The organism is Streptomyces sp. NPDC033131 (genome assembly GCF_055578365.1).
Genome location: NZ_JBVIPA010000008.1, coordinates 115,453 through 136,962, shown reverse-complemented (window position 1 = coordinate 136,962; position 21,510 = coordinate 115,453). Strand labels below are relative to the sequence as shown.

The 21,510-nt window shown below is 72.8% G+C and carries 19 protein-coding genes; 5 read left to right on the top strand and 14 right to left on the bottom strand.

Annotated features, from left to right (window positions below):
• Positions 1 to 169 precede the first annotated feature (169 nt).
• The 5 genes from ACZ5XS_RS13590 to ACZ5XS_RS13570 form a co-directional block, all read right to left on the bottom strand.
• Positions 170 to 2,497, bottom strand: coding sequence for an SWIM zinc finger family protein (locus ACZ5XS_RS13590; RefSeq protein ID WP_468650798.1), 2,328 nt, complete (start codon positions 2,495 to 2,497; stop codon positions 170 to 172).
• Positions 2,494 to 5,352, bottom strand: a complete 2,859-nt coding sequence (locus ACZ5XS_RS13585) for a DEAD/DEAH box helicase (protein ID WP_468650796.1) — start codon at positions 5,350 to 5,352, stop codon at positions 2,494 to 2,496. Before ACZ5XS_RS13585 ends, ACZ5XS_RS13590 begins: the two co-directional genes overlap by 4 nt.
• 98 nt (positions 5,353 to 5,450) lie before the next feature.
• Complete coding sequence (locus ACZ5XS_RS13580; RefSeq protein WP_468650794.1) at positions 5,451 to 6,020, bottom strand: sugar kinase; 570 nt, start codon at positions 6,018 to 6,020, stop codon at positions 5,451 to 5,453.
• A complete protein-coding gene (locus ACZ5XS_RS13575; RefSeq protein WP_217238968.1) occupies positions 6,017 to 7,165 on the bottom strand; it encodes an ROK family glucokinase in 1,149 nt (382 codons plus the stop codon). Before ACZ5XS_RS13575 ends, ACZ5XS_RS13580 begins: the two co-directional genes overlap by 4 nt.
• Positions 7,166 to 7,398: 233 nt before the next feature.
• Complete coding sequence (locus ACZ5XS_RS13570) at positions 7,399 to 8,136, bottom strand: GntR family transcriptional regulator (protein WP_468650792.1); 738 nt, start codon at positions 8,134 to 8,136, stop codon at positions 7,399 to 7,401.
• 130 nt (positions 8,137 to 8,266) lie between these two features.
• On the opposite strand from ACZ5XS_RS13570, the gene ACZ5XS_RS13565 reads away from it, so the two are divergent.
• Positions 8,267 to 9,289, top strand: coding sequence for a Gfo/Idh/MocA family protein (locus ACZ5XS_RS13565; RefSeq protein WP_468650790.1), 1,023 nt, complete (start codon positions 8,267 to 8,269; stop codon positions 9,287 to 9,289).
• Between the two features lie 129 nt (positions 9,290 to 9,418).
• Here the strand turns inward: ACZ5XS_RS13565 and ACZ5XS_RS13560 are convergent, their stop codons facing one another.
• Together ACZ5XS_RS13560 and ACZ5XS_RS13555 are read right to left on the bottom strand one after the other, a co-directional pair.
• Positions 9,419 to 10,102 carry a response regulator transcription factor gene (locus ACZ5XS_RS13560; RefSeq protein WP_468650788.1) on the bottom strand — a complete coding sequence of 228 codons (684 nt, stop codon included), beginning with the start codon at positions 10,100 to 10,102 and terminating at the stop codon, positions 9,419 to 9,421.
• Between the two features lie 83 nt (positions 10,103 to 10,185).
• Positions 10,186 to 11,382 carry a sensor histidine kinase gene (locus ACZ5XS_RS13555; protein WP_468650927.1) on the bottom strand — a complete coding sequence of 399 codons (1,197 nt, stop codon included), beginning with the start codon at positions 11,380 to 11,382 and terminating at the stop codon, positions 10,186 to 10,188.
• 234 nt (positions 11,383 to 11,616) lie between these two features.
• Here ACZ5XS_RS13555 and ACZ5XS_RS13550 point away from each other — a divergent pair, with 234 nt between their 5' ends.
• Positions 11,617 to 11,811 (top strand): hypothetical protein, encoded by a 195-nt coding sequence (locus ACZ5XS_RS13550; RefSeq protein ID WP_468650786.1) that lies wholly within the window; start codon positions 11,617 to 11,619, stop codon positions 11,809 to 11,811.
• Between the two features lie 9 nt (positions 11,812 to 11,820).
• Here the strand turns inward: ACZ5XS_RS13550 and ACZ5XS_RS13545 are convergent, their stop codons facing one another.
• From ACZ5XS_RS13545 to allB, 4 genes are all read right to left on the bottom strand, one after another.
• A complete protein-coding gene (locus ACZ5XS_RS13545) occupies positions 11,821 to 12,216 on the bottom strand; it encodes a guanyl-specific ribonuclease (protein WP_468650784.1) in 396 nt (131 codons plus the stop codon).
• An 85-nt stretch (positions 12,217 to 12,301) separates the two neighbouring features.
• Positions 12,302 to 12,925 carry a dihydrofolate reductase family protein gene (locus ACZ5XS_RS13540; protein WP_468650782.1) on the bottom strand — a complete coding sequence of 208 codons (624 nt, stop codon included), beginning with the start codon at positions 12,923 to 12,925 and terminating at the stop codon, positions 12,302 to 12,304.
• A 319-nt stretch (positions 12,926 to 13,244) separates the two neighbouring features.
• Positions 13,245 to 14,375 carry an allantoicase gene (gene alc, locus ACZ5XS_RS13535; protein ID WP_468650780.1) on the bottom strand — a complete coding sequence of 377 codons (1,131 nt, stop codon included), beginning with the start codon at positions 14,373 to 14,375 and terminating at the stop codon, positions 13,245 to 13,247.
• Between the two features lie 60 nt (positions 14,376 to 14,435).
• Positions 14,436 to 15,773: an allantoinase AllB gene (gene allB / locus ACZ5XS_RS13530; RefSeq protein ID WP_468650778.1), complete on the bottom strand. Its 1,338-nt coding sequence runs from the start codon at positions 15,771 to 15,773 to the stop codon at positions 14,436 to 14,438.
• A gap of 281 nt (positions 15,774 to 16,054) precedes the next feature.
• On the opposite strand from allB, the gene ACZ5XS_RS13525 reads away from it, so the two are divergent.
• Positions 16,055 to 16,855, top strand: coding sequence for an IclR family transcriptional regulator (locus ACZ5XS_RS13525; RefSeq protein WP_217238959.1), 801 nt, complete (start codon positions 16,055 to 16,057; stop codon positions 16,853 to 16,855).
• A gap of 523 nt (positions 16,856 to 17,378) precedes the next feature.
• Here ACZ5XS_RS13525 and ACZ5XS_RS13520 read toward each other — a convergent pair.
• Positions 17,379 to 17,693, bottom strand: a complete 315-nt coding sequence (locus tag ACZ5XS_RS13520; protein WP_468650776.1) for a DUF5955 family protein — start codon at positions 17,691 to 17,693, stop codon at positions 17,379 to 17,381.
• Between the two features lie 189 nt (positions 17,694 to 17,882).
• On the opposite strand from ACZ5XS_RS13520, the gene ACZ5XS_RS13515 reads away from it, so the two are divergent.
• Together ACZ5XS_RS13515 and aceB are read left to right on the top strand one after the other, a co-directional pair.
• Positions 17,883 to 18,482, top strand: a complete 600-nt coding sequence (locus ACZ5XS_RS13515) for a nucleotidyltransferase family protein (RefSeq protein ID WP_468650774.1) — start codon at positions 17,883 to 17,885, stop codon at positions 18,480 to 18,482.
• A gap of 187 nt (positions 18,483 to 18,669) precedes the next feature.
• The gene (aceB, locus tag ACZ5XS_RS13510; protein ID WP_468650772.1) at positions 18,670 to 20,304 is read left to right on the top strand and encodes a malate synthase A; all 1,635 of its coding nucleotides are present in this window, start codon (positions 18,670 to 18,672) and stop codon (positions 20,302 to 20,304) included.
• Between the two features lie 4 nt (positions 20,305 to 20,308).
• Here the strand turns inward: aceB and ACZ5XS_RS13505 are convergent, their stop codons facing one another.
• Together ACZ5XS_RS13505 and ACZ5XS_RS13500 are read right to left on the bottom strand one after the other, a co-directional pair.
• On the bottom strand, positions 20,309 to 20,584 hold the full coding sequence (locus ACZ5XS_RS13505) for an Rdx family protein (RefSeq protein WP_468650770.1): 276 nt from the start codon (positions 20,582 to 20,584) through the stop codon (positions 20,309 to 20,311).
• Complete coding sequence (locus tag ACZ5XS_RS13500) at positions 20,581 to 21,495, bottom strand: HipA family kinase (RefSeq protein WP_468650768.1); 915 nt, start codon at positions 21,493 to 21,495, stop codon at positions 20,581 to 20,583. Before ACZ5XS_RS13500 ends, ACZ5XS_RS13505 begins: the two co-directional genes overlap by 4 nt.
• Between the last annotated feature and the right edge of the window lie 15 nt (positions 21,496 to 21,510).

Sequence of the window (21,510 nt, the reverse complement as noted above, 5' to 3'; positions counted from 1 at the left end):
TTCGTTGGCCACCGACCGGCACTGGCCGCGCTGCCGCATTCGCAGCCCTGGACGACCTCGGCAGGCGAAGGTCTGCAGATACAAGGCCATCGACTACGAGGTCGGAAAGATTCTTCGCGGGGAACTCTCACACCGCCTATACGGGAAGAAGATCAACAACAGTGACGTCTCAGAACTCGCCGCCGGAGCCGAGACCCGTGAGGGCGCCGACCGGGTCCAGGTCGGGGGTGCCGCGGGGCCACCAGTCGTCGTGGCCCGGTTCGGACTCGTAGGCGTACCACAGGCCGTCGAGGCCGAGGCGGAGCTGGACATGGCCTCGGGGGTGGGTGAGGTGGTTGTGCCAGGGGCGGAAGGCGGGAAGGTCGGCGGCGAGGAGAAGGGGGCGGGCACGGTCGAAGCGGCCGGCCGGCGGGTCCCAGGGCTCTTCGAGGACGGCGAGACCCTCCGGTCCGCCCTGACGCCAGGCGGCGACGGCGCGGGCCAGTTCGGCCGGCGTGCGGCCGGCGGCGGAGGCGAGTGCGGCGTACAGGGCGCGGGTGCCGGCGGTGAGGCCGGAACCGGGGCGGGCCGCGGCGAGCCGCACCGCGTCCTGCCACAGGGTCAGTTCGCCGACCGGGTCGCGGCCGGTGACGAGCAGGGCGTGGGCGCGGGCCGCCGCGTCGGTCGCCAACTGGTCAAGCGCGAAGGGGTCCGGGCCGCCCGGGGCCGCGGGGTACACCGGGGGCTGCTCGGGATGCGGGGGCGGGGGCAGGGGCGCCGGCAGAGGCGGGAGGGCGCGGGGTGCGAGGACCTCGCTCGCCCGTACGCCGGGCGGCCGGGCCGGTGCCTGGTCCTGGGCGGCGCGGGCCGCGCGGGTGGCGCTGAGCCGGGACAGGGCGTCCAGCAGGTCGCGTTCGCCACGGCCGCGCAGCAGGAGCAGGACGAAGGGGTCGGCGTCGAGCAGCCGGGCGGTCTGGTAGCACAGGGCGGCGGCGTGCTTGCAGGGGTGACCGCGGTCGGGGCAGCTGCACTGCGGTTCCAGGTCGCCTGGACCGGGGAGCAGCGGGACGCCGCCCTCCGCGAGCGCCTGGGGCATCTCCCTGTCCAGCAGCGCGGCGATGTGTCCCGGCCGCTCGGCGGCACTGTCCAGGAACCGGTCCCAGTCGGCGTCGTCGAGCGTACGCAACCGCACCTGCACGCGGTACGGCCGCGGGCGGCTCCCCTGGACATAGGCGAGCACCAGTCCGGGAGTCACCGTGATGGCGTCCACGTTCCCCTGCTCCGCGTACGTCCGCCCGCGCGCCAGCCGCTTGGCGTCCAAGGCGCCCTCCTCCAGCGCGGTCACCCACGCGTTGCCCCACCAGGTCTCGGCGAAGCCGGTGCCGTCCGACGGCCGGGGCGGGAAGGCGGGGAAGGTACGACGCAGGTCGCCGTCGCGGCCGGGGGCGGCCATGGAAGAGGGCCGGCGGGGTGGCGCGGGCGTGGTCGGGGGCGGGGTCGGGGTCATGGTCGGGGCGGGGCTCGCCGTGCTGGTGCCACTGGGGGTGCCGGTCTCGGGGCCGGTGCCGGTCTCGTCCGGTGAGGTCGGGGGCGAGGGGGGTCCTGCGCTGTCGATCCCCCCTTCCCGGGCGGCGCTGTCTCCCGGCTCCTCGTCAGGCATCCGGAAGGCGTCGGCCAGCAACTCCCGTACGTCACGCGCCCGGCGGTCGGCCGACCGGCCGGACGTGGCGCCACGAGCCGGGGAGGCGATGGGCGGCGTGGGACGGCTCGCTCGACGTGCGGTCCCGGCCTCCTGGGCCACGGCGTCCGCCCGAGCCCGCCGGGCCGTGTCACGGGCCGCACGCAGCGCCTCGCGCGCGACGTCCGCGGGACGCCCGCCCCGACGGTCCGCTTCGCCACCGGTCTGGGCCGGCGAGCCGGGCTGAGGTTCGGGGGCGGCGGAGCGGGCCTCGGCACCGGATGTGGGCCCGGCACCGGCACCGGCTGATGCCTCCCGCGTCGAGCTGCCCGGCGTACCGCCGTCGGCAGCGGCGGACGCCTCCAGGGCCGGCGCATCCACGTCGCTGTCGGACGCGCGGCCGGAGGCCGCCTCCACCGCCGGCCTGTCGTCGGCACTGCCCGCGTCATCGGTGTCCCGGTCATCCGTGTCCCGGTCATCCGTGTCCCGGTCATCCGTGCCCGGGTCATCGGCCTCCGCGTCCCCCGTGTCCGCGGTCCCGTCGCGCCTGGCGGCGATCGCCCTCCGCAGCGCCTCGCGGGCCACGTCACCCGGCCGGGCCTGAGCCTCACGAGCCTTCTCGGGCTCCGGCTCCGTCTCGGGCGCCGGCTCCGCCCCGGAAACCGTCTCCGCCGCGGGCACGGCCCCCGTCCCGAGCGCTCCGGTGTCCGCAGGTGCCGTGGCTTCGTGTTCTCCAGCCTCCTCGTGTTCCGGCGCCGCCCCGGCCGCCCCGCGGCCGGCGGCGCGCTCCCGGGCCTCCTGGAGTGCGCGGCGTGCCTGGTCGGCGGGGTGGGGGGTCACTGGGTCCTCCGGAGGGAGACCAGGTCGGTGAGTTCGCGGTCGGTCAGCTCCGTGAGGGCCGACTCGCCGGAGCCGAGGATCGCGTCGGCGAGTGCCCGCTTGGCCTCCAGCATCTCGGCGATGCGGTCCTCGACGGTGCCCTCGGTGATGAGGCGGTGGACCTGGACGGGCTGGGTCTGGCCGATGCGGTAGGCGCGGTCGGTGGCCTGCTCCTCGACGGCCGGGTTCCACCAGCGGTCGAAGTGGACGACGTGGCCCGCGCGGGTGAGGTTCAGGCCGGTGCCGGCCGCCTTCAACGACAGCACCAGGACGGGGGTCGCCCCGCTCTGGAAGCGGTCCACCATGCGTTCGCGCTCCGGTACCGGTGTGCCCCCGTGCAGGAGGTCCACCGGGACCGCGCGGGCGGTGAGGTGGGAGGTGATCAGGCGGGCCATGCCGACGTACTGCGTGAAGACGAGCGCCGAGCCGTCCTCGGCGAGCAGTGTGTCCAGCAGTTCGTCGAGCAGGGCCATCTTTCCGGAGCGGGCGGCCAGCCGGTCGGTGGCCGTGGCCGGGACGTCCTCCTTCAGGTAGAGCGCCGGGTGGTCGCAGATCTGCTTGAGCGCGGAGAGCAGCTTGAGCACCAGGCCGCGGCGGCCGATGCCCTGCGCGGTCTCGATGGCCAGCAGCGACTCGCGCACCACCGCCTCGTAGAGGGAGGCCTGTTCGCGGGTGAGCGGGACCGGGCGGTCGGTCTCCGTCTTGGGCGGCAGCTCGGGCACGATGCCGGGGTCGGACTTCTTGCGGCGCAGGAGGAAGGGGCGCACGAGGCGGGCCAGCCGGGCGACCGCCTCGTCGTCCTCGCCGTTCTCCACGGCGCGCGCGTGGCGGGCGCGGAAGGACTTCAAGGGGCCCAGGAGGCCCGGTGTCGTCCAGTCCAACAGGGCCCAGAGCTCAGAGAGGTTGTTCTCCACCGGCGTGCCGGTGAGGGCCACGCGCGCGGGGGTCGGGATCGTGCGCAGGGCCTTCGCGGTCGCCGAGTACGGGTTCTTGACGTGCTGTGCCTCGTCCGCGACGACCATGCCCCAGTGCTGCTCGGCCAGTCGGGGTGCCGCCGACCGCATGGTGCCGTACGTGGTGAGGACGAAGCCGCCGTCGAGGTCGTCCAGGCTGCGGTCCGGGCCGTGGAAGCGGCGGACGGGGACGCCGGGCGCGAACCGGGTGATCTCCCGCTGCCAGTTGCCGAGCAGGGAGGCCGGGCAGATCACCAGCGTGGGTTCGGGGCGGGCTCGGCGCAGGTGCAGGGCGATGAGGGTGATGGTCTTGCCGAGTCCCATGTCGTCGGCGAGGCAGCCGCCGAGACCGAGGGAGGTCATCAGGTCCAGCCAGGCCAGGCCGCGCAGTTGGTAGTCGCGGAGGGTGGCGTGCAGGCCGGGAGGCGGCTCCGCGGGTCGTACGCCGGCCGTCAGGCGGTCACGCAGGGTGGCCAGGGCGCCGGCCGGGACCGCCTCGACCGTCTCGCCGTCGACCTCCGCGTGGCCGGTGAGGGCGACGGACAGCGCGTCGACCGGGTCGAGCAGGCCCAGTTCACGCTTGCGGGCCTTGCGGACGAGGGCGGGGTCGACCAGCACCCACTGGTCCCTCAGGCGGACGACCGGGCGGTGCGCCTCGGCGAGGGTGTCCATCTCGCCCTCGCTGAGCGGATCGCCGCCGAGCGCCAACTGCCAGCGGAACTGGAGCAGTTCCTCGCTCTCGAAGAAACCGGTGCCGTCGGTCGCCGAGCCGGGCGCGGGTCGTACCACGGCCGCCGCGGTCAGGTCCTGCGCCAGGTCCCGCGGCCAGTGCACGGCCACTCCGGCCGCCGCGAGCCGGGTCGCCGCCACGCCGAGCAGGTCGCCCAACTCCTCGTCGGACAGTGCCAGTACGTCGGGCACGTCCTGCTCCGAGAGCCGGTCGAGCGGCGGCCACACACGGGCCGCGCGCCGCACCGCGAGGGCCGCGTCCACACGCGCGCGGGTGCCGAAGGCCGCGTCCGCGTCACCCGCCCACAGGGCCGCCGCGTCGACCACGAGGGTCGGGTCGGCGAGGCTGTGCACCTGGACGATCGCCGCGCCCGCGTGGCGCGTCCCGTCGCCGCTGCTGTCGAACAGGTTGTACGCCGACAGGTCCAGGCGGAGCGAGATCCGCACGCCCGCGTCCATGCCGGCGGCGACCTCCGCGGCCCAGTCGGCGGCGTCGGGCAGGCGCTGCGGCTCGCGCGCCGCGAAAGGCTTGCCACAGGCGTACGCGGCGGCCGGGGTGCGGGGCAGGGTGTCCGCGACGGCGTCCAGGAAGGAACGCATCAGCGCTTCCGGTTCGGGCAGCCGGATCGCGCCCGGGCCGGGCAGGGGGACCGCGTGCCCTTCGTAGGGCAGGGCGGCCGCGACCGCGCGCAGGTGGGCGATGTCGTCGGGGTCGAGGGGGCCGGCCCGCCAGGCGTCGTGGCCGGTGGCCGTCAGGCCGGGCAGCAGCCGGCCGCGGGCGGTGAGCCGCAGCGCGTGCAGCGCGGCGGCACCCCAGCAGGCGGTGGCGGGGTGGGCGGCGGGATCACGCCGGGCGCGGACGAGGAGCGGCAGGGCCTCGCCGAGGGGCAGCGACAGCGCGGGGGTGGTCCTGCGGCGCACCGCGCCACCATGTCGCCGTACGACGGTGAGCTCGGTGTCGGCTGCGGCCGGCTGTCCGTCCTCCGGGTCCCAGAAGGCCATCCGCCCCTCGCGCGGAAGGGGCGCGGGCAGGAACACGGCCGCGAGTCGGACGGGGACGGACCGGTCCTCCCGCGCCGGGGAGGCGACCGCTCGGCCCGGGCTGCCGGGCGGCACCGCCGCCATGTCGCTCATACGTCCTGTCACCTCCCGCCCCTGTGCCGGATCAGTCGTCTTCGACTCTACGGGCGGGGTCTGACAATCGGCTCCGGCGACCGGCGGGGCCCGTCGTTCTAGGGAACCGTGCGCGAGACGACGTAGACCATGGGCGAGACCGGGTTGGACAGGTTCACGACGACGTCCTGGGTGGGGGCGGGGTTCTTCTGCGTGTGGACGAGGCCGAGCCACGGGCCCGGGCCCTTGAACGACCAGCCGCTGACGCTCTGGTCACGCGTGCTGATGGTGATCTCGCCCTCTTCCAGGGCATCCCGGTTGACGCCCACACCGGTGAGGAAGGCGTCGAGGCCGGCGGCGCTGGTCCGGAACTGGACGTAGAGGCGGCTGGTCTTCCAGTTGTTGGTCTCGTAGTAGGCGATGTGGTCCGCCGGGTGCGGGACCGGCACCTGGTAGAGGCGGCGCTGCACCTTGGACGGCCAGCCCTCGGTGAGGCCGGTGGCCGAGTACTTGGCCTCCTTGTCCTTGCCACTGTTGCGGCTCTGGTTCGCGGAGATCACGAGGTAGCCGGCCGGGACGCCGATGAGCAGCACGATGATGAGCAGCGTGAGGGCCCGGCGCCGGTTCCGGTGCCGGCGGTCCTCCGGCTCGTCGGGGGGCATCGCCTGGCGCGGCAACGACGCCGTCACGCCGTGTCCTGGGACGTACGGCGGGCCTCCGTGTACCGCTCGTACCGCTCGTAGCGCTCCACCCGGCGGCGCTTGGCACGCCGGAAGCGGCGGGCGACCAGGCGGGACAGGTCGGCGGCGCCGACCATGCCGGCCTCGGGGCCGAGCTGGGCGCGGACGATCCGGGCCTCGGGTCGGTAGCCGCGGCCGGTGAGCTGCCGCTTGAACGCGTCCCGGGCGGGGCCGATGAGCAGGCCGTCGGCGGCCGAGACACCGCCGCCGATCACGAAGCAGGAGGGGTCGAGGGCGGCGGCGAGGTTGGCGATGCCGACGCCGAGCCACTGGCCGATGTCCTGGAGCAGTTCGATGCACATGGCGTCGCCCTCGCGGGCCAGCTCGGTGATCATCGGGCCGGTGATGTCGCCGATGTTGCCCTTGACGTGCTCGATGATGCCGTACGCCACCGGGGAGTCCGCCGCGGCCAGTTCGCGCGCCTCCCTGACCAGCGCGTTGCCGGAGCTGTACTGCTCCCAGCAGCCGCGGTTGCCGCACGGGCAGCGGTGGCCGCCGGGCACGACCTGCATATGGCCGAACTCACCGGCGACGCCGTACTTGCCGCGCTTGACCTGGCCGTCCTCCAGGATCGCGCCGCCGATTCCGGTACCGAGCGTGATCATGACGAGGTGGTCCTCGCCGCGGCCCGCGCCGAAGCGCCATTCCGCCCAGGCGGCGGTGTTGGCGTCGTTGTCGACGAGGACGGGCACGGACAGCCTGCTGGAGATGCGGTCCCTGAGGGGCTCGTTGCGCCAGGACAGGTGCGGCGCGAACAGGACGCGGTTGCGGTCGGCGTCGACCCAGCCGGCCGCGCCGATGCCGACCGCGTGCACGTCGTGGCGGTCGGACAGGTCCAGGACCAGTTCGACGATCGTGTCCTCCACGACCTTCGGGCTCTTGGACTTGTCCGGGGTCTCCGTGCGCAGCTTCTCCAGGATGTTGCCGTCGGCGTCGACGACGCCCGCCATCACCTTCGTGCCGCCGATGTCGATGCCGACGGTGGGCACGCGGGGTGCGGTCAGGTGCGATCGGCGCTCCCTCGTGCCGACCGTGCGGAGCGCTGGGGCGCGGCGGGAGCCGATGGGGGCGCTGAAGTTGCCGTAGGTGCTCATCGGCCCTGATTCTGCCTCACGGTTGCGGTGGGTGCCGTGCGGGGGAGCAAAGGGGCGGTTCCTGTGACGTGCCGGGCGCGGGTCGTGTGCGACTGCCCATCATCGTGCCCCGCTTCGGCATCCCGAATCCGTCTCCCACCGGGCCGGCGTGGGGCCACAGTGATCTCACATCCGGCGACCGGGGCGCCACCCGGTCGCTTGTCCGGACAATGCGACGAACCGGAATCCTGCCTTCAGGGGCGTACGAGCAGCTGGAACTCGAAGGAGTAGCGGGTCGGCCGGTAGGTGTGACTGCCGAACTCGACGGCGCGGCCGGTGTCGTCGAAGGTCGTGCGCTGCATGGTGAGCAGCGGGGCGCCGGCCTCCTCGGCGAGCCGCTCGGCCTCGACGGCGGTGGCCGCGCGGGCGCCGATGGACTGCCGCGCGCTGTGCAGTGTGATCCCGGCGGACCGCATCATGCGGTACAGGCCCGTGGCCTCCAGCTGCCCGGTGTCCAGGTCGAACAGCCCGGGCGGCAGGTGGTTGCACAGGTACGCCATCGGCTCGCCGTGCGCCAGCCGCAGCCGTTCCACCCGGTGCACGTCGCTGTCCTCGGCCACGCCCAGAGCGGCCGCGATCTCCGCGGTCGCCGGGACCATGGTGTTGACGAGGACTTTCGTCGCGGGGCGCTGGCCCGCCGCCTCCAGGTCGTCGTAGAGGCTGCTGAGCTCCAGGGGACGCTTGACCTGGCTGTGCACGACCTGGGTGCCGACACCGCGGCGGCGCACCAGCAGGCCCTTGTCGACGAGCGACTGGATGGCCTGGCGGACGGTGGGCCGGGACAGGCCGAGCCGGGCCGCGAGCTCGATCTCGTTGCCCAGCAGGCTGCCCGGGGTCAGGGCTCCGTGCTCGATGGCGGCCTCCAGCTGCTGGGACAGCTGGAAGTACAACGGCACCGGGCTGCTGCGGTCCACACTGAGCTCGAGCGTCACGGTCGGGTCCACTCCTGGTTTCGGCACGGGGCCGAGCGTAGCTCCGTGAGTGGTTGACGGGAAGTTGTGTAGTTCGATTGTCCGGACATATGCATTGACAGCGTGCCGGGTCGGCACGCAGGTTGGTCACATGCGCATCGGAGTCATCGGTACGGGTCGCATAGGCACCATCCATGCGAACACCCTCAGCCGGCACCGGGAGGTCGGCTCCTTGATCCTCACGGACGTGGACCCCGCGCGGGCCCAGGATCTCGCGTACCGGCTGGGTGAGACGGCGGCGCCGGGAGTGGACGAGATCTTCACGTGGGGCGTGGACGCGGTGGTGATCACGACGGCGACGTCGGCTCACGCCGAACTGATCGGTCGGGCAGCACGCTCGGGGCTCCCCGTGTTCTGCGAGAAGCCCATCGCGCTGGATCTGGCGGGCACATTACAGGCGATAGGCGAGGTCGAGACTGCCGGAACGATCCTGCAGATGGGGTTCCAGCGTCGTTTCGACGCGGGCTACCGGGGCGCGCGGGACGCGGTGCGCTCGGGGCGGCTCGGGAGGCTGCACACCGTGCGGGCACTGACCTCCGACCAGGCCCCGCCGCCGGCCGCGTACCTGCCGCAGTCCGGCGGGCTGTACCGGGACACCCTGATCCACGACTTCGACGTCCTGCGCTGGGTGACGGGGCACGAGATCGCCGACGTGTACGCGGCCGGATCCGACGCGGGCCCCGCGATGTTCCGCGAGGCGGGCGACATCGACACGGGAGCGGCCCTGCTCACCCTGGACGACGGCACACTCGCCACGGCGACGGCGACGCGGCTGAACGGGGCCGGGTACGACGTGCGCATGGAACTGGCCGGGGAGCTGGACCAGATCGTGGTGGGCCTGGACGACCGGACGCCCATCGCGTCCACCGAGCCGACCGGCCCGCCGGCCGCGGACAAGCCCTGGACGGGGTTCCTGGAGCGGTTCGGACCCGCGTACGAGGCGGAGCTGATCGAGTTCGTCGACGTCGTGCGGGGCGGGCGGCCGAACCCGTGCGACGGACGCGAGGCGTTGCAGGCCCTGCGGATCGCCGAGGCGTGCGAGGTGTCCCGGCGCGAGCGGCGGGTCGTGGGGCTCGCGGAGATCGCGGGCGCGGCCGGCGCGACGGTGCCGTGACGGGGCGCTGCCCTTCGGCGCCCGTCTTCCTCTCGGCCTTCCCGTCTTCCCCCGGCCTTCCCGCCTTCCCCCGGCACTCCCGCCTTCCCGCGGCACTCCCCTCCCAGGGACGACACGCGGGTACCGCGGCTAGCGTCCGTCCTCCTCCGCCTCCTCCTCCAGCAGCCCCGCGTCATAGGCCAACAAGGCGATCTGCACCCGGTTGTTGAGGTCGAGCTTGGCCAGGACACGGGAGACGTGGGTCTTGACCGTGGCGACGCTCATGAAGAGCGCGGCGGCGATCTCGGCGTTGGAAAGGCCGCGGCCTACGGCGACGGCGACCTCGCGTTCGCGGTCGTTGAGGGCGGCGATGCGGGCACGCGCGCGCGTGCGGCGGGTGTCGGCGGCGGTTCCGGCCGCGTGCTGCATCAGCCGGCGGGTCACGGTGGGCGACAGGACGGGGTCGCCTGCCGCGACGCGGCGCACCGCGGCGACGATCTCGGCGGGCGGGGTGTCCTTGAGGACGAACCCGGCGGCGCCCGCGCGCAGGGCCCACAGGACCTGCTCGTCGGCGTGGAAGGTGGTCAGGACCACGACCTGCGGGGCCTCGGGCCGGCCGCGCAGCCGCTCGGTGGCGGTCAGGCCGTCCACCGACGGCATCCGGATGTCCATCAGGACGACGTCCGGACGGGTGCGGTCGACGAGTTCCTGGACCTCGCCCCCGTCGGCGGCCTCGCCCACGATCTCGATGTCGTCGGCGCCGCCCATCATCAGGGACAGGCCGGCCCGGACCAGCGGGTCGTCGTCGACGAGGAGCAGTCTGATGGCAGTCATGGGGGCTACGTAATCACGGTTGCGCGGCGGGCGAATCACCGTTGTACCGGGCGAGTTGGGGGTGGCGGCACCCCCCGCGGGAGTCACCGCCACGGCAGCCACGCCCGCACCGCGAACCCCCCGCCCTCCTCCGGCCCGTGCTCCAGGCTGCCCCCGGCCAGCGTCGCGCGTTCGGTCAGGCCGATCAGCCCCTGGCCGGAACCGGGGACAGGGGGGACGTCCCCGTCGGGCGCCGGGTTGCGCACCGACATTGTCAGGCCCTCCCCCGGGGCGCCGGTGACGGACACCGTGACCTCGGCGCCGGGGGCGTGCTTGCGGGCGTTGGTCAGGCCCTCCTGGGCGATGCGGTAGGCGGTGCGTCCGACCGAGGCGGAGACGGCGGCGGGGTCGGCGACACGGCTGTCGAGCGTGACCTTCATCCCGGCCTCACGGGACTCGGCGACCAGCGTGTCCAGGGCGGCCAGCGTCGGCTGGGGGCGGCCCGCGTCGTCGGAGTCGCCCGTCCGCAGGACGCCGATGATCTCCCGCAGGTCCTGCAGGGCCTCGTGCGCGCTCTCCCGGATGACACCGGCGGCCCGGGCGACCTCCTCGCGGGGTGCGTCCGGCCGGAACTCCAGGGCGCCCGCGTGCACGCTCAGCAGGGTCAGCCGGTGCGCGAGCACGTCGTGCATCTCCCGGGCGATGGCCTCGCGGGCGAGCCGCTGCGCCTGCTCCGCGCGCAGCCGCGCCTCCGTCTCGGCACGCCGGGCCCGGTCGCGCAGGCTCAGCATGAGCTGCCGCTTGGACCGGGCGAGCATGCCCCAGCCGGTGATCGCCGCGGTCAGGAGCAGGGTGAACACCACCGCAGGCACGTACGACAGGTCGGGGTCGGGGCGCACCCACAACAGGAGCGGAACCGCTGCGAGTTGGACGCCGCCGACCCAGGCCGAGTACCGGAACGGCCGGTGCACGGCGAGCGTGAACAGGGCGACGATGCCGGCGCCGGCCGAGGTGGTCGAGACGAAGGCGAGGGGGATCGTCGCGACGGCGAGACCGAGGGGCCACCGGCGGCGCAGCCATACCGCGGCGCAGGCAAGGGCGCCCAGCAGTTGGTCGGTCACCACGACGGCGTGCGGGAGGCCGGGGTCGTCGGAGAGCGTGTCCGCGACCGCCAGGCCGATGACGGCGGCCAGCAGGAAGACGAAGAAGTCGACGACCCAGTCGCGCGCGGTCCGCCGGGGCGGCCGCCCGGCCCGCCCCGCCTCGGGGTCGAGCTCGTGGATCACGGCGGAGGGCAGCATCCAGCGCCGCCCGGGAAAGGCAGTCGTTTCGGAAGCCGTCTCGTCACTGCTCACGGTCGACGAATCTATGCGGGGGCGGCCCGTGGCACCTCCGGATGCACCGGTTCCGCGACCAAAGTCGCGGCACCGGAGACTTTCGGCGCGGCCGGCCCGGCCGGATCGGGGACTTCCGTCGGACGTGCCTCGCCCCGCGGCCGATGTGGGTGGGGGGTCCGCGGGGCGAGGGTCTTTTCCATGAAGCAGCTGCTGGAGCTACTCGGTTTTCTTGCCCTGGTGCAGGGCGCGATGGGCCTGTTGCACGAGTTCACCGACTGGCACGTGGGGTTCGTGCAACGGATCGGATTCCTCGACGGCTACGAGGTCTACGCGAGCGTCACCTTGGTCGTGCTGGCGTTCGCGCTGTTCGCCGTGGCCGAGAGCCGGCGATGACACCCCGGCTCAGCAGTCGTGGTCGACCAGGTCGAACGAGGCGTAGTGGTCGGCCGTGTAGTAGTCCTCCTGGTACTCCTCACCGGTGACGATGCGGCGCGCTCCGCGCGTGGACGAGCCGGGGGTGATGACCGTGTACTCGTGGTAGTAGCCGGTCGACCGGCCCGGAAGGACGCCTTCCCGGTTCTGGAAGACCGTCCCGTCCTGCGAGTAGGGGTAGGGGCCGCCCTGCTCGATCAGGTCGAGCGTGTCGTGTGCCTGGGAGGGCAGGTCGCTGTAACAGATGCTGCCGACCGCCGTGGCGGCCGCGTTCGCCGAGGTGGCGGTGACGGTGCCGCCCACGAGAAGGGCGGACAGGAGAGCGGCGGCGGCGCCGATCCGGGTGGCGCGTGGGGGGAATCTCATGACCCCATGATGACGCGCGTAGATGATGGCATGTCAATGACAACTTCGGAGATTTTCCCGTCAAGTCCGAGGAGTTTTCGGGGAGTTAACCTTCGGGGAGCTCGTAGGTGCCGTACTCCGGACGACCGGCCACGTCGTACGACTGGATGGAGACGCCCGCGCCCGTGATCTGCCCGCCGGTGTGCCGGAAGGCGGTCGGTACGGCGCCCTCGGCGAACAGGCGACGACCGGCGCCCAGCACGACCGGGAAGGTCAGCAGGTGGACCGTGTCGACGAGGTCGAGGGCGAGCAGCGACCGGGCGAGGGCACCGCTGCCGTGCACCTGGAGCTCGCCGTCGGTGCCCTCCTTGAGAGCCGTGACCTCCTTGGCCAGGTCGCCGCCGATCACGGTGGTCCCGGACCAGCCGGGGTCCGTGAGGCTCGCGGAGGCGACGTACTTCGGCAGGGCGTTCAGCTTCGAGGCGACCGGGTCGGCCGGGTCGGTGTTCTTCGGCCAGTACGCGGCGAAGATGTCGTACGTACGACGGCCGAGGAGGAAGGCGCCGACGCGGCCGAAGACGCCGTTGACGAACCGGCCGAAGTCGTCGTCCCAGTACGGGACGGTCCAGCCGCCCTGCCGGAAGCCGTCTCGGGTGTCCTCCTTGGGGCCGCCGGGGGCCTGGTGGACGCCGTCGAGGGTGACGAAGGAAGTGAGGACGAGCTTGCCCATGGCGGGGCCTCCTGTCGCGAGCGGGGTCTGTTGTCATGAGGACAGACCCCACCGGCACCCGCAACTCATCGGCCGGCGGTGAGTCCCCTCGTCCCGATCTGCGGGCGGTCGGTGGACGGCGGGTTTCGCCCCCGCCGCCCCTTCCGGTCCCGTCCCTGGGTGCTGCGCCCCCAGACCCCCGCTTTCGGCCCGAAGGGTCTCGTCCTCAAACGCCGGACGGGCTGACATCAGCCCCTCCGGCGTTTGAGGAGCGGGGTCTGGGGCGGAGCCCCAGAAGGACGGGAAAGGGAAGGGGCGGCGGGGGCGAAAACCCCCTGTGTCAGCCGCCCAGTTCCTGATGGCGTGCCGCCAGCGCCGCCGCGCCGGTTTCCGTCAGCGAGCCGAACAGCCGCAGCCGGGAGATCCCGCCGTCGGGATAGATGTCCACGCGCGCGTGTGTGCCGACGGCCGGCTCCGGGAGGACGAAGCGGTGGTTGGTGTCGGGCTGGAGGCGGGTGCGCGCAAGGATCTCCGTCCACGCGCCGTCCGCTCCGTCCCGCACGGACACCGACGCCCAGCCCGCGCTGTTGCCCTTCAGGTACGCCGTGTCGATCTCCAGCGCGCGGATCCGGGACTGCGCGGCCAGGCGGTAGCGGATCCAGTCGTTGCCCTGGTCGCGGCGGCGGCGCGTCTCCCAGCCGTCGTCCATCTTGCGCGAGCGGCCCGGCTGGATGGTGTTGGTGGCCGGTGAGTAGAAGAGGTTGGAGGCGTCCTCGGCCTGGCCGCCGTTCTCCAGGGCGACCACGTCGAAGGTGCCGAGGACCTCCAGCCACGTCGGGTCCGGGACGACCTCGCCGTACACGCGCAGGCGCGCGATGCCCCCGTCGGGGTGCTGGTTGACGCGCAGGTGTGTGAAGCGCTGTTCGACCGACACCGCGAAGCCGTTCGCCGCATGGCCGCCCACCGCCGTGCGGGGGACCAGCGTCGTCCACTTCGCGTCTTTGGACAGCAGGTCCTCCGGCGAGGGGGACCCCGGAACCGACGTGCCCTCGACCGACACCGCCTGCGGGTAGTTGCCGCGGAAGTGGGCCGTGTCGACGACGATGCCGCGGATGACGCCGGGGGCGCCGAGGCGGACCAGCGCCCAGTCGTGGTCCTCGGCCGTGGGCCACGGGTGGCCGGCGGATGCTCCGCGGCGGCGCCGGGTCTCCCAGCCGTCCATGATCTTGCCCTTGTGCCCGAAGTGCTCGGGGTCGAACTCGGCGGGCCCGGGAAGCAGCAGGTTCTCCCGCTGGGCGAAGAACTCGTCGTTGGCGGCGATCACCGCGGCGCCGAGCTGCCGGTCGGCGAGGTCGGCGTACTGGGTGAAGGGGAAGTCGGCGGTGCGGTAGTCCGCGTACGGGTCACCGCCTCCGTAGGGGTTCGCGTCGCCGGTGAAACGAGCCGGAGGGGATGCGGGCTGCGCCGTCACGAATGGTGCCTTTCAGGAGTCGGCCGCTGCGGGTGCGGGAGCGGAAGCGAGAGAGGTGGATCAGGGGGTGCGGGTGAGCAGTGCGCCCTTCGGCTCGGTGAACTCGCCGTCCGCGACGATGCGTTCGCCGCGCAGCCAGGTGGACTTCACGACGCCGTGCAGGGTCTTGCCCGCGTACGCCGTGACGGGGTTGCGGTGCTGGAGGGCGGCCGGGTCCACGGTGAACGTCTCGTCGGGCGCGAGGACCGCGAAGTCGGCGTCGCGGCCCGCCTCGATGGCGCCTTTCCGATCGAGGCCGACCAGGGCGGCCGTCCGCGTCGACATCCAGCGGGCCACGTCCTCCAGGCCGTGGCCGCGCCTGCGCGCCTGAGTCCACACCGCCGCCAGGCTCAGCTGCAGACCGGAGATGCCGCCCCACGCCGTCGCGAAGTCGTCGGTCTTCAGGTCCGCCGTCGACGGCGAGTGGTCCGTGACCACACAGTCGATCGTGCCGTCCGCCAGTGCCTGCCAGAGCAGGTCCTGGTTGGCCGACTCGCGGATCGGCGGGCAGCACTTGAACTCGCTGGCGCCGTCCGGGACTTCCTCGGCGGTGAGGGTGAGGTAGTGCGGACAGGTCTCGACCGTGACGCGGACGCCCTCCGCCTTGGCCGCCGCGATCAGCGGGAGCGCGTCGGACGAGGACAGGTGGAGGACGTGCACGCGCGCGTCGAGGCGCTTCGCCTGGGCGATGAGCTGAGCGATCGCGGTGTCCTCCGCGTCCCGCGGGCGGGAGGCCAGGAAGTCGGCGTACCTGGGCCCGCCCTGCTGCGGGGCGGCGCCCAGGTGGTGCGGGTCCTCGGCGTGCACGATCAGCAGGCCGCCGAAGGAGGCGATCTCGGCGAGGGAACGGGCGAGCCGCTCCTGGTCGAGGTGCGGGAACTCGTCCACGCCGGAGGGTGACAGGAAGGCCTTGAAGCCGAAGACGCCGGCCTCGTGCAGCGGGCGCAGGTCCTTGACGTTGTCGGGCAGGGCGCCGCCCCAGAAGCCGACGTCGATGTGGGCCTTGCCGGCGGCGACGTCCTGCTTCGTACGGAGGTGGTCGACCGCCGTGGTGGGCGGGAGGGAGTTGAGCGGCATGTCGACGAGCGTGGTGATGCCACCGGCGGCCGCGGCGCGGGTGGCGGTCCAGAAGCCCTCCCACTCGGTGCGGCCGGGGTCGTTGACGTGCACGTGGGTGTCGACCAGGCCGGGCAGCAGGACGTGCTCGCCGACGTCCTCCAGGCGGGCACCGGCCGGCACCTCGGCGTCGTACGGCAGGACGGCCGTGATCGTCCCGGCGGAGACCGCGACCGAGGCGGCGCGGGTCCCTTCCGGGGTGATGACGCGCGTCGAGCGCAGTACCAGTTCTTCGTCGGACACCCGGTGCCCCTCTCACGCTGCGTGTGTGCCGTTTTACTTCCGGGAAACGGGATTTACTTCCACGTAACGGAATTCAACGTTCTGTTGAAGGAGTCTTCACTCCCGCCCTCACGCCGTCAAGGGCACACTTCCCCAGGGGACCACAAAGGCGCTCACTCTGGACGTTTCCACAAGACGGAATTAACATTCCGACAGGCAGAACGTAGCTACGCACCAACGGGGAGTCAACCGACCCACGGGTAGGCTTCTGCCCTTCCCGCCTGTCCCGAAAGGAACGCGCCGTGCCGACGTCCAGCGCCAGCACCACCGACTCCGCGAAGTCCGCCAGCGGCGGAGTCCAGTCCCTCGAGCGCGCCTTCGACCTGCTGGAACGGATGGCGGACGCGGGCGGCGAAGTCGGTCTCAGCGAGCTCTCCGCGAGCAGCGGGCTGCCCCTGCCGACCATCCACCGCCTGATGCGCACCCTGGTGGTCTGCGGATACGTACGCCAGCAGTCCAACCGCCGCTACGCCCTCGGCCCGCGGCTGATCCGCCTCGGCGAGTCCGCCTCCCGTCTGCTCGGCACCTGGGCGCGCCCTCACCTCGCCCGGCTGGTCGAGGAGACCGGTGAGACGGCGAACATGGCGCTGCTGGACGGCGACGAGATCGTCTACGTGGCGCAGGTGCCGTCGAAGCACACGATGCGCATGTTCACCGAGGTCGGCCGGCGCGTCCTGCCGCACTCCACGGGCGTCGGCAAGGCCCTGCTCGCGAACACCCCGGACGGCGAGGTGCGCGCCCTGCTGGCCCGCACCGGCATGCCGGCCGCGACGGAGAAGACGATCACCACACCGGAGGGCTTCCTCGCGGCGCTGGCGGACGTGCGGCGACGGGGCTACGCGGTCGACGACAACGAGCAGGAGATCGGCGTCCGCTGCCTCGCGGTGTCCGTTCCCAACTCCCCCACACTGGCGGCCATTTCCATCTCGGGCCCGGCGGGCCGGGTCACGGAGGCGGCGACGGAGAAGATCGTGCCGGTACTCCAGCAGGTGGCGGCGGAGCTGTCGGAGGTGCTGGCGAGTTCGGGCGGTCCGGCCGCCTGACGGTCCGCCGACGGCACCGACCGGACAGCGCGTTGACCGCACCCGACGGCCGGGCCGCCTGGGCGCCGAGCGGCGCGGCCATCACCGCTCCGAGGACCGGCCGACGCCCGCTCCAGGCCTTGGCGCAGGGAGGTGGGGACCGGCGGCCCGGCGCTCGTCCCCGCACACGGCCGGTCCGCGCCGCCGAACGGCAGTCGAGCCCGGCGGGCAGACGACGGTACGGCCTCGGCCGCCGGGCAGCGGCGACCTCACACCGAGGACGGGCGCCCCGTCCGGGACGGCGGCCAGGTCCTCGCGACGCGGTCCACTCCCTTGGCCGAGGCCGCCGAGACCGCCCGCTTCACGCCGGGTCCACCGCACCCCATGCCGTCCGGCGCCCGCCCCCTCCCCCCTCCCCTCGCGCGACTCGTCGCCGTCGGCCGGAGCCGCGAGATCCCTCCGCCCGGCCTCGAACCGCGGGGACGGTCCGGTCCCGCACCGACGAGGAGATGGACGCGCGACTCGCCGCGGGTTCCGAGCGCCCTCACCGCCGCGGCGGCTGCCCGAATCCCTCCACCGCGTCGCGCACCTCGGACAACCCCCGGGACAGCGCGCTCACCGACCCGATCGCCCCCGCGATCACCAACAGGGACCGCCGCATCCGTGGGATCTCGGGCGCCCCCTCGATCGTCATCGCGGCCAGCGCGGCGAGTTCGTCCTCGGCGATGCCACGGTCCGGGAACTCGGCGGGGTGCGCGGCGAGTTGGCGGCGCAGCCGGGACACCGCGGTCCGCAGTTCCGCCACTCTCAGGTCCTCGTCGCTGCCGCTCACCGGTCTCTGCCCCAAGCTCCGCAACACAGCTTCCCCCCTCGCGCGCCGTTGTGCGCCCGCACCTTCTCCGCTCCCGCCGCGCCCTACTGCGCGCTGGTCGGGCGCCGGGGAACGCGGATCAGTAAACGCCACCCCGCGCCGGGTGCGCCACTGCGCGGACCGAAATTCAGCCCAGGGGAACCCGGTGTCCGCCGGGGCGTCAGGTATGCAGGACGCATGACCGACAACACACGGCAGGTGGCCGGGCTGCTTCTCGCCGCGGGTGGCGGGCGCCGGCTCGGCGGACGCCCCAAGGCGCTGCTCGAACACCGGGGGCGGCCGCTGGTCGAGCACGCGGTGGGTGTGCTGCGCGCGGCCGGCTGCACCCGGATCCACGTGGTCCTGGGCGCCGGGGCCGCCGCCGTACGGGAGCGGGCGGAGCTCGGCGACTGCGTACTCGTGGAGAACCCGGACTGGGCCGACGGCATGGGTTCGTCCCTGCGGGCGGGGCTCGACTCGCTCGCGGGTACGGGCGTGGAGGCTGCTCTGGTCTCGCTCGTCGACCAGCCCGGCATCGGGGCGGAGGCGGCAGGCCGCGTGCTCGCGGCTCACACGTCACAGCAGTCACTGGTCTCCGCCGCCTACGACGGTGTGCGCGGCCACCCGGTTCTCTTCGGCGCCGCCCACTGGGCGGGGATCGCCGGGACTGCGACCGGCGACCGGGGGGCACGCGCCTATCTGAAGGCCCACGAGGAGGCGATCACGCTCGTCGAGTGCGGGGACGTGGCTCAGCCGTACGACATCGACACGGCCGCGGACCTGAAGCACCTTGAGTGAGCGGGGTGGCACCGAGCGCCACCTTCCCTCGACTCGAAGAATCTCGACATCAACAAACCATTGAAGTTCCACGATGAGGAAACTAGTATCCATTGTCCAGAAGCGCCCGTCCGCTGCCCGGGCGTCCCCCGCCGTACCGTGGTCGACTGGCACCCGGTGCCACGCTCGCTGAAGGAAGTGACAGCTCATGTCCGCACCAGCGCCGTCCCCGCTGGCCATCGTCGACGCCGAGCCCCTGCCCCGGCAGGAGGAGGTCCTCACCGACGCGGCCCTCGCCTTCGTGGCCGAGCTGCACCGCCGGTTCACGCCCCGGCGTGACGAACTCCTCGCCCGCCGTGCGGAGCGCCGCGCCGAGATCGCCCGTACCTCCACGCTCGACTTCCTCCCGGAGACCGCCGCGATCCGCGCGGACGACTCCTGGAGGGTGGCCCCCTCCCCCGCGGCCCTGAACGACCGCCGGGTCGAGATCACCGGCCCCACCGACCGCAAGATGACCATCAACGCCCTCAACTCTGGCGCCAGGGTCTGGCTCGCGGACTTCGAGGACGCCTCCGCGCCGACCTGGGAGAACGTCGTCCTCGGTCAGATCAACCTGGTCGACGCGTACACCCGGAACATCGACTTCACCGACCCGGGGTCCGGCAAGTCGTATGCCCTCAAGGACGACGCCGAGCTCGCCACCGTCGTCCTGCGGCCCCGCGGCTGGCATTTGGGCGAGCGGCACCTCGTCGACAGCGACGGCAGCCCGGTCCCCGGCGCCCTCGTCGACTTCGGCCTGTACTTCTTCCACAACGCCCAGCGGCTGCTCGACCTCGGCAAGGGCCCGTACTTCTACCTCCCGAAGACCGAGTCGCACCTCGAAGCCCGCCTGTGGAACGACGTGTTCGTCTTCGCGCAGGACTACGTCGGCATCCCCCAGGGCACCGTCCGCGCCACCGTGCTCATCGAGACGATCACGGCCGCGTACGAGATGGAGGAGATCCTCTACGAACTCCGTGACCACGCCTCGGGGTTGAACGCCGGCCGCTGGGACTACCTGTTCTCCATCGTCAAGAACTTCCGTGACGGCGGCGCCAAGTTCGTCCTCCCGGACCGCAACGCCGTGACGATGACGGCCCCGTTCATGCGCGCGTACACCGAACTCCTCGTCCGCACCTGCCACAGGCGGGGCGCGCACGCGATCGGCGGCATGGCGGCGTTCATCCCCTCCCGGCGCGACGAGGAGGTCAACAAGGTCGCGTTCGAGAAGGTGAAGGCCGACAAGGACCGCGAGGCGAACGACGGTTTCGACGGGTCGTGGGTGGCCCACCCGGACCTGGTGCCGATCGCCATGGCCTCCTTCGACGCGGTCCTCGGCGACAGGCCGAACCAGAAGGACCGGCTGCGCGAGGACGTCGACGTCAAGGCGGCCGACCTGATCGCCGTCGACTCCCTCGACGCGAGGCCGACGTACGACGGTCTCGTCAACGCCGTCCAGGTCGGCATCCGTTACATCGAGGCCTGGCTGCGCGGTCTCGGCGCGGTCGCCATCTTCAACCTGATGGAGGACGCGGCGACCGCGGAGATCTCCCGCTCGCAGATCTGGCAGTGGATCAACGCCGGCGTCGAGTTCGAGCACGCGGGGAACGTCGTGAAGGCGACGCCGGAGCTGGCCCGCGAGGTCGCCGCCACGGAGCTGCGGAACCTCAGGAGCGAGCTCGGCGAGGAAACCTTCGCCGCCGGTCACTGGCAGCAGGCCCACGACCTGCTTCTGGAGGTCGCGCTCGACGAGGACTACGCGGACTTCCTGACGCTGCCGGCGTACGAGCAGCTGCGCGGCTAGGACCTCACTTGTCCGAGTGGCCCAGGGACTTTCCCGGGGCCACTCGGTCGCGTACGGCCTGCTTCACCGCGGTCGGCTCCGGGAAGCCCTGTTCGCGGCGGTCCCAGACGACCTCGTCGTTGACCCTGACCACGAAGATCCCGCCCTTGCCGGGCTTCAGGGACAGTTCCGTGAGCTCGGTCTCGAAGGTCGTCAGGAGTTCCTGCGCCAGCCAGGCGGCCCGCGGCAGCCAGCGGCACTGGGTGCAGTACTCGATCTCGACGCGCTGGAGGTCACTCATTGGAGGTGCACCGACCAATCCTGTTCCGCCGCCGGTTTGCCGTGCAGGTCGGGGACCCGCTTGAGCCAGTCCGGCCGGCCTCGCTGTGTCTTCGCCGCGCGGAGGGCTTCCTCGGCGGCGAGTTCGTCCCGGGTGGGAAAGTCGGTGGGGAGCCAGGACGCGGATGCCCGCACGCGCGCGTGGAGGTAGTCGACGTACGCCTGGCGGACGTCGTCCGGGGTGGCGAAGCCCGGCTCCTCGGCCAGCCAGGCGTCGGGGACCTCGGCCGCGATCTCGCGCAGCAGCGTCTCGGTGACCAGGGGCGCCAGCTCCGCGTCCGCCGCCCGCACGTCCGGCGCGTAGTGGCCGAGCGCGTGGTGCCGGAAGTCGTACGCCTTCCCGGGATCCGATCCGTCCCAGCGGTGGTGGAAGACGAGCGCGGCCCCGTGGTCGATCAGCCACAGACGCGGCGGTACGGTCCCGAAGGTGGGCCAGATCATGAGGTTCGAGCTGTGCACCGTGCGGTCCACGTTGACGGTCAGGGCGTCCAGCCAGACGACCTGGCCGGCCTCCAGCGGGTCGACGCGGAAGGTCTTGGCGACCTCGGGTGTGAAGTCCTCGGCTCCCGGCAGGTAGTCCATGCCGAGGTTCAGTCCGGTGCTGGCCCCGTGGAGTTCGCGCACCTCCTGGTGCGGCTCGTGGTCGGCGATCGCGGGGTCGAAGTGGACGAGGACCAGCTCGGGGAAACGCAGTCCGAGGGCGCGGGCCAGTTCGCCCACGATCACCTCGGCGACCAGCGCCTTGCGGCCCTGGGCGGAGCCGGTGAACTTGACGACGTACGTCCCCAGGTCGTCGGCCTCGACGACTCCGGGCACGGAGCCGCCGGACCGCAGCGGGTTCACGTATCGGACAGCAGTCACATCGCGCAGCACACCGGCCAGGGTATG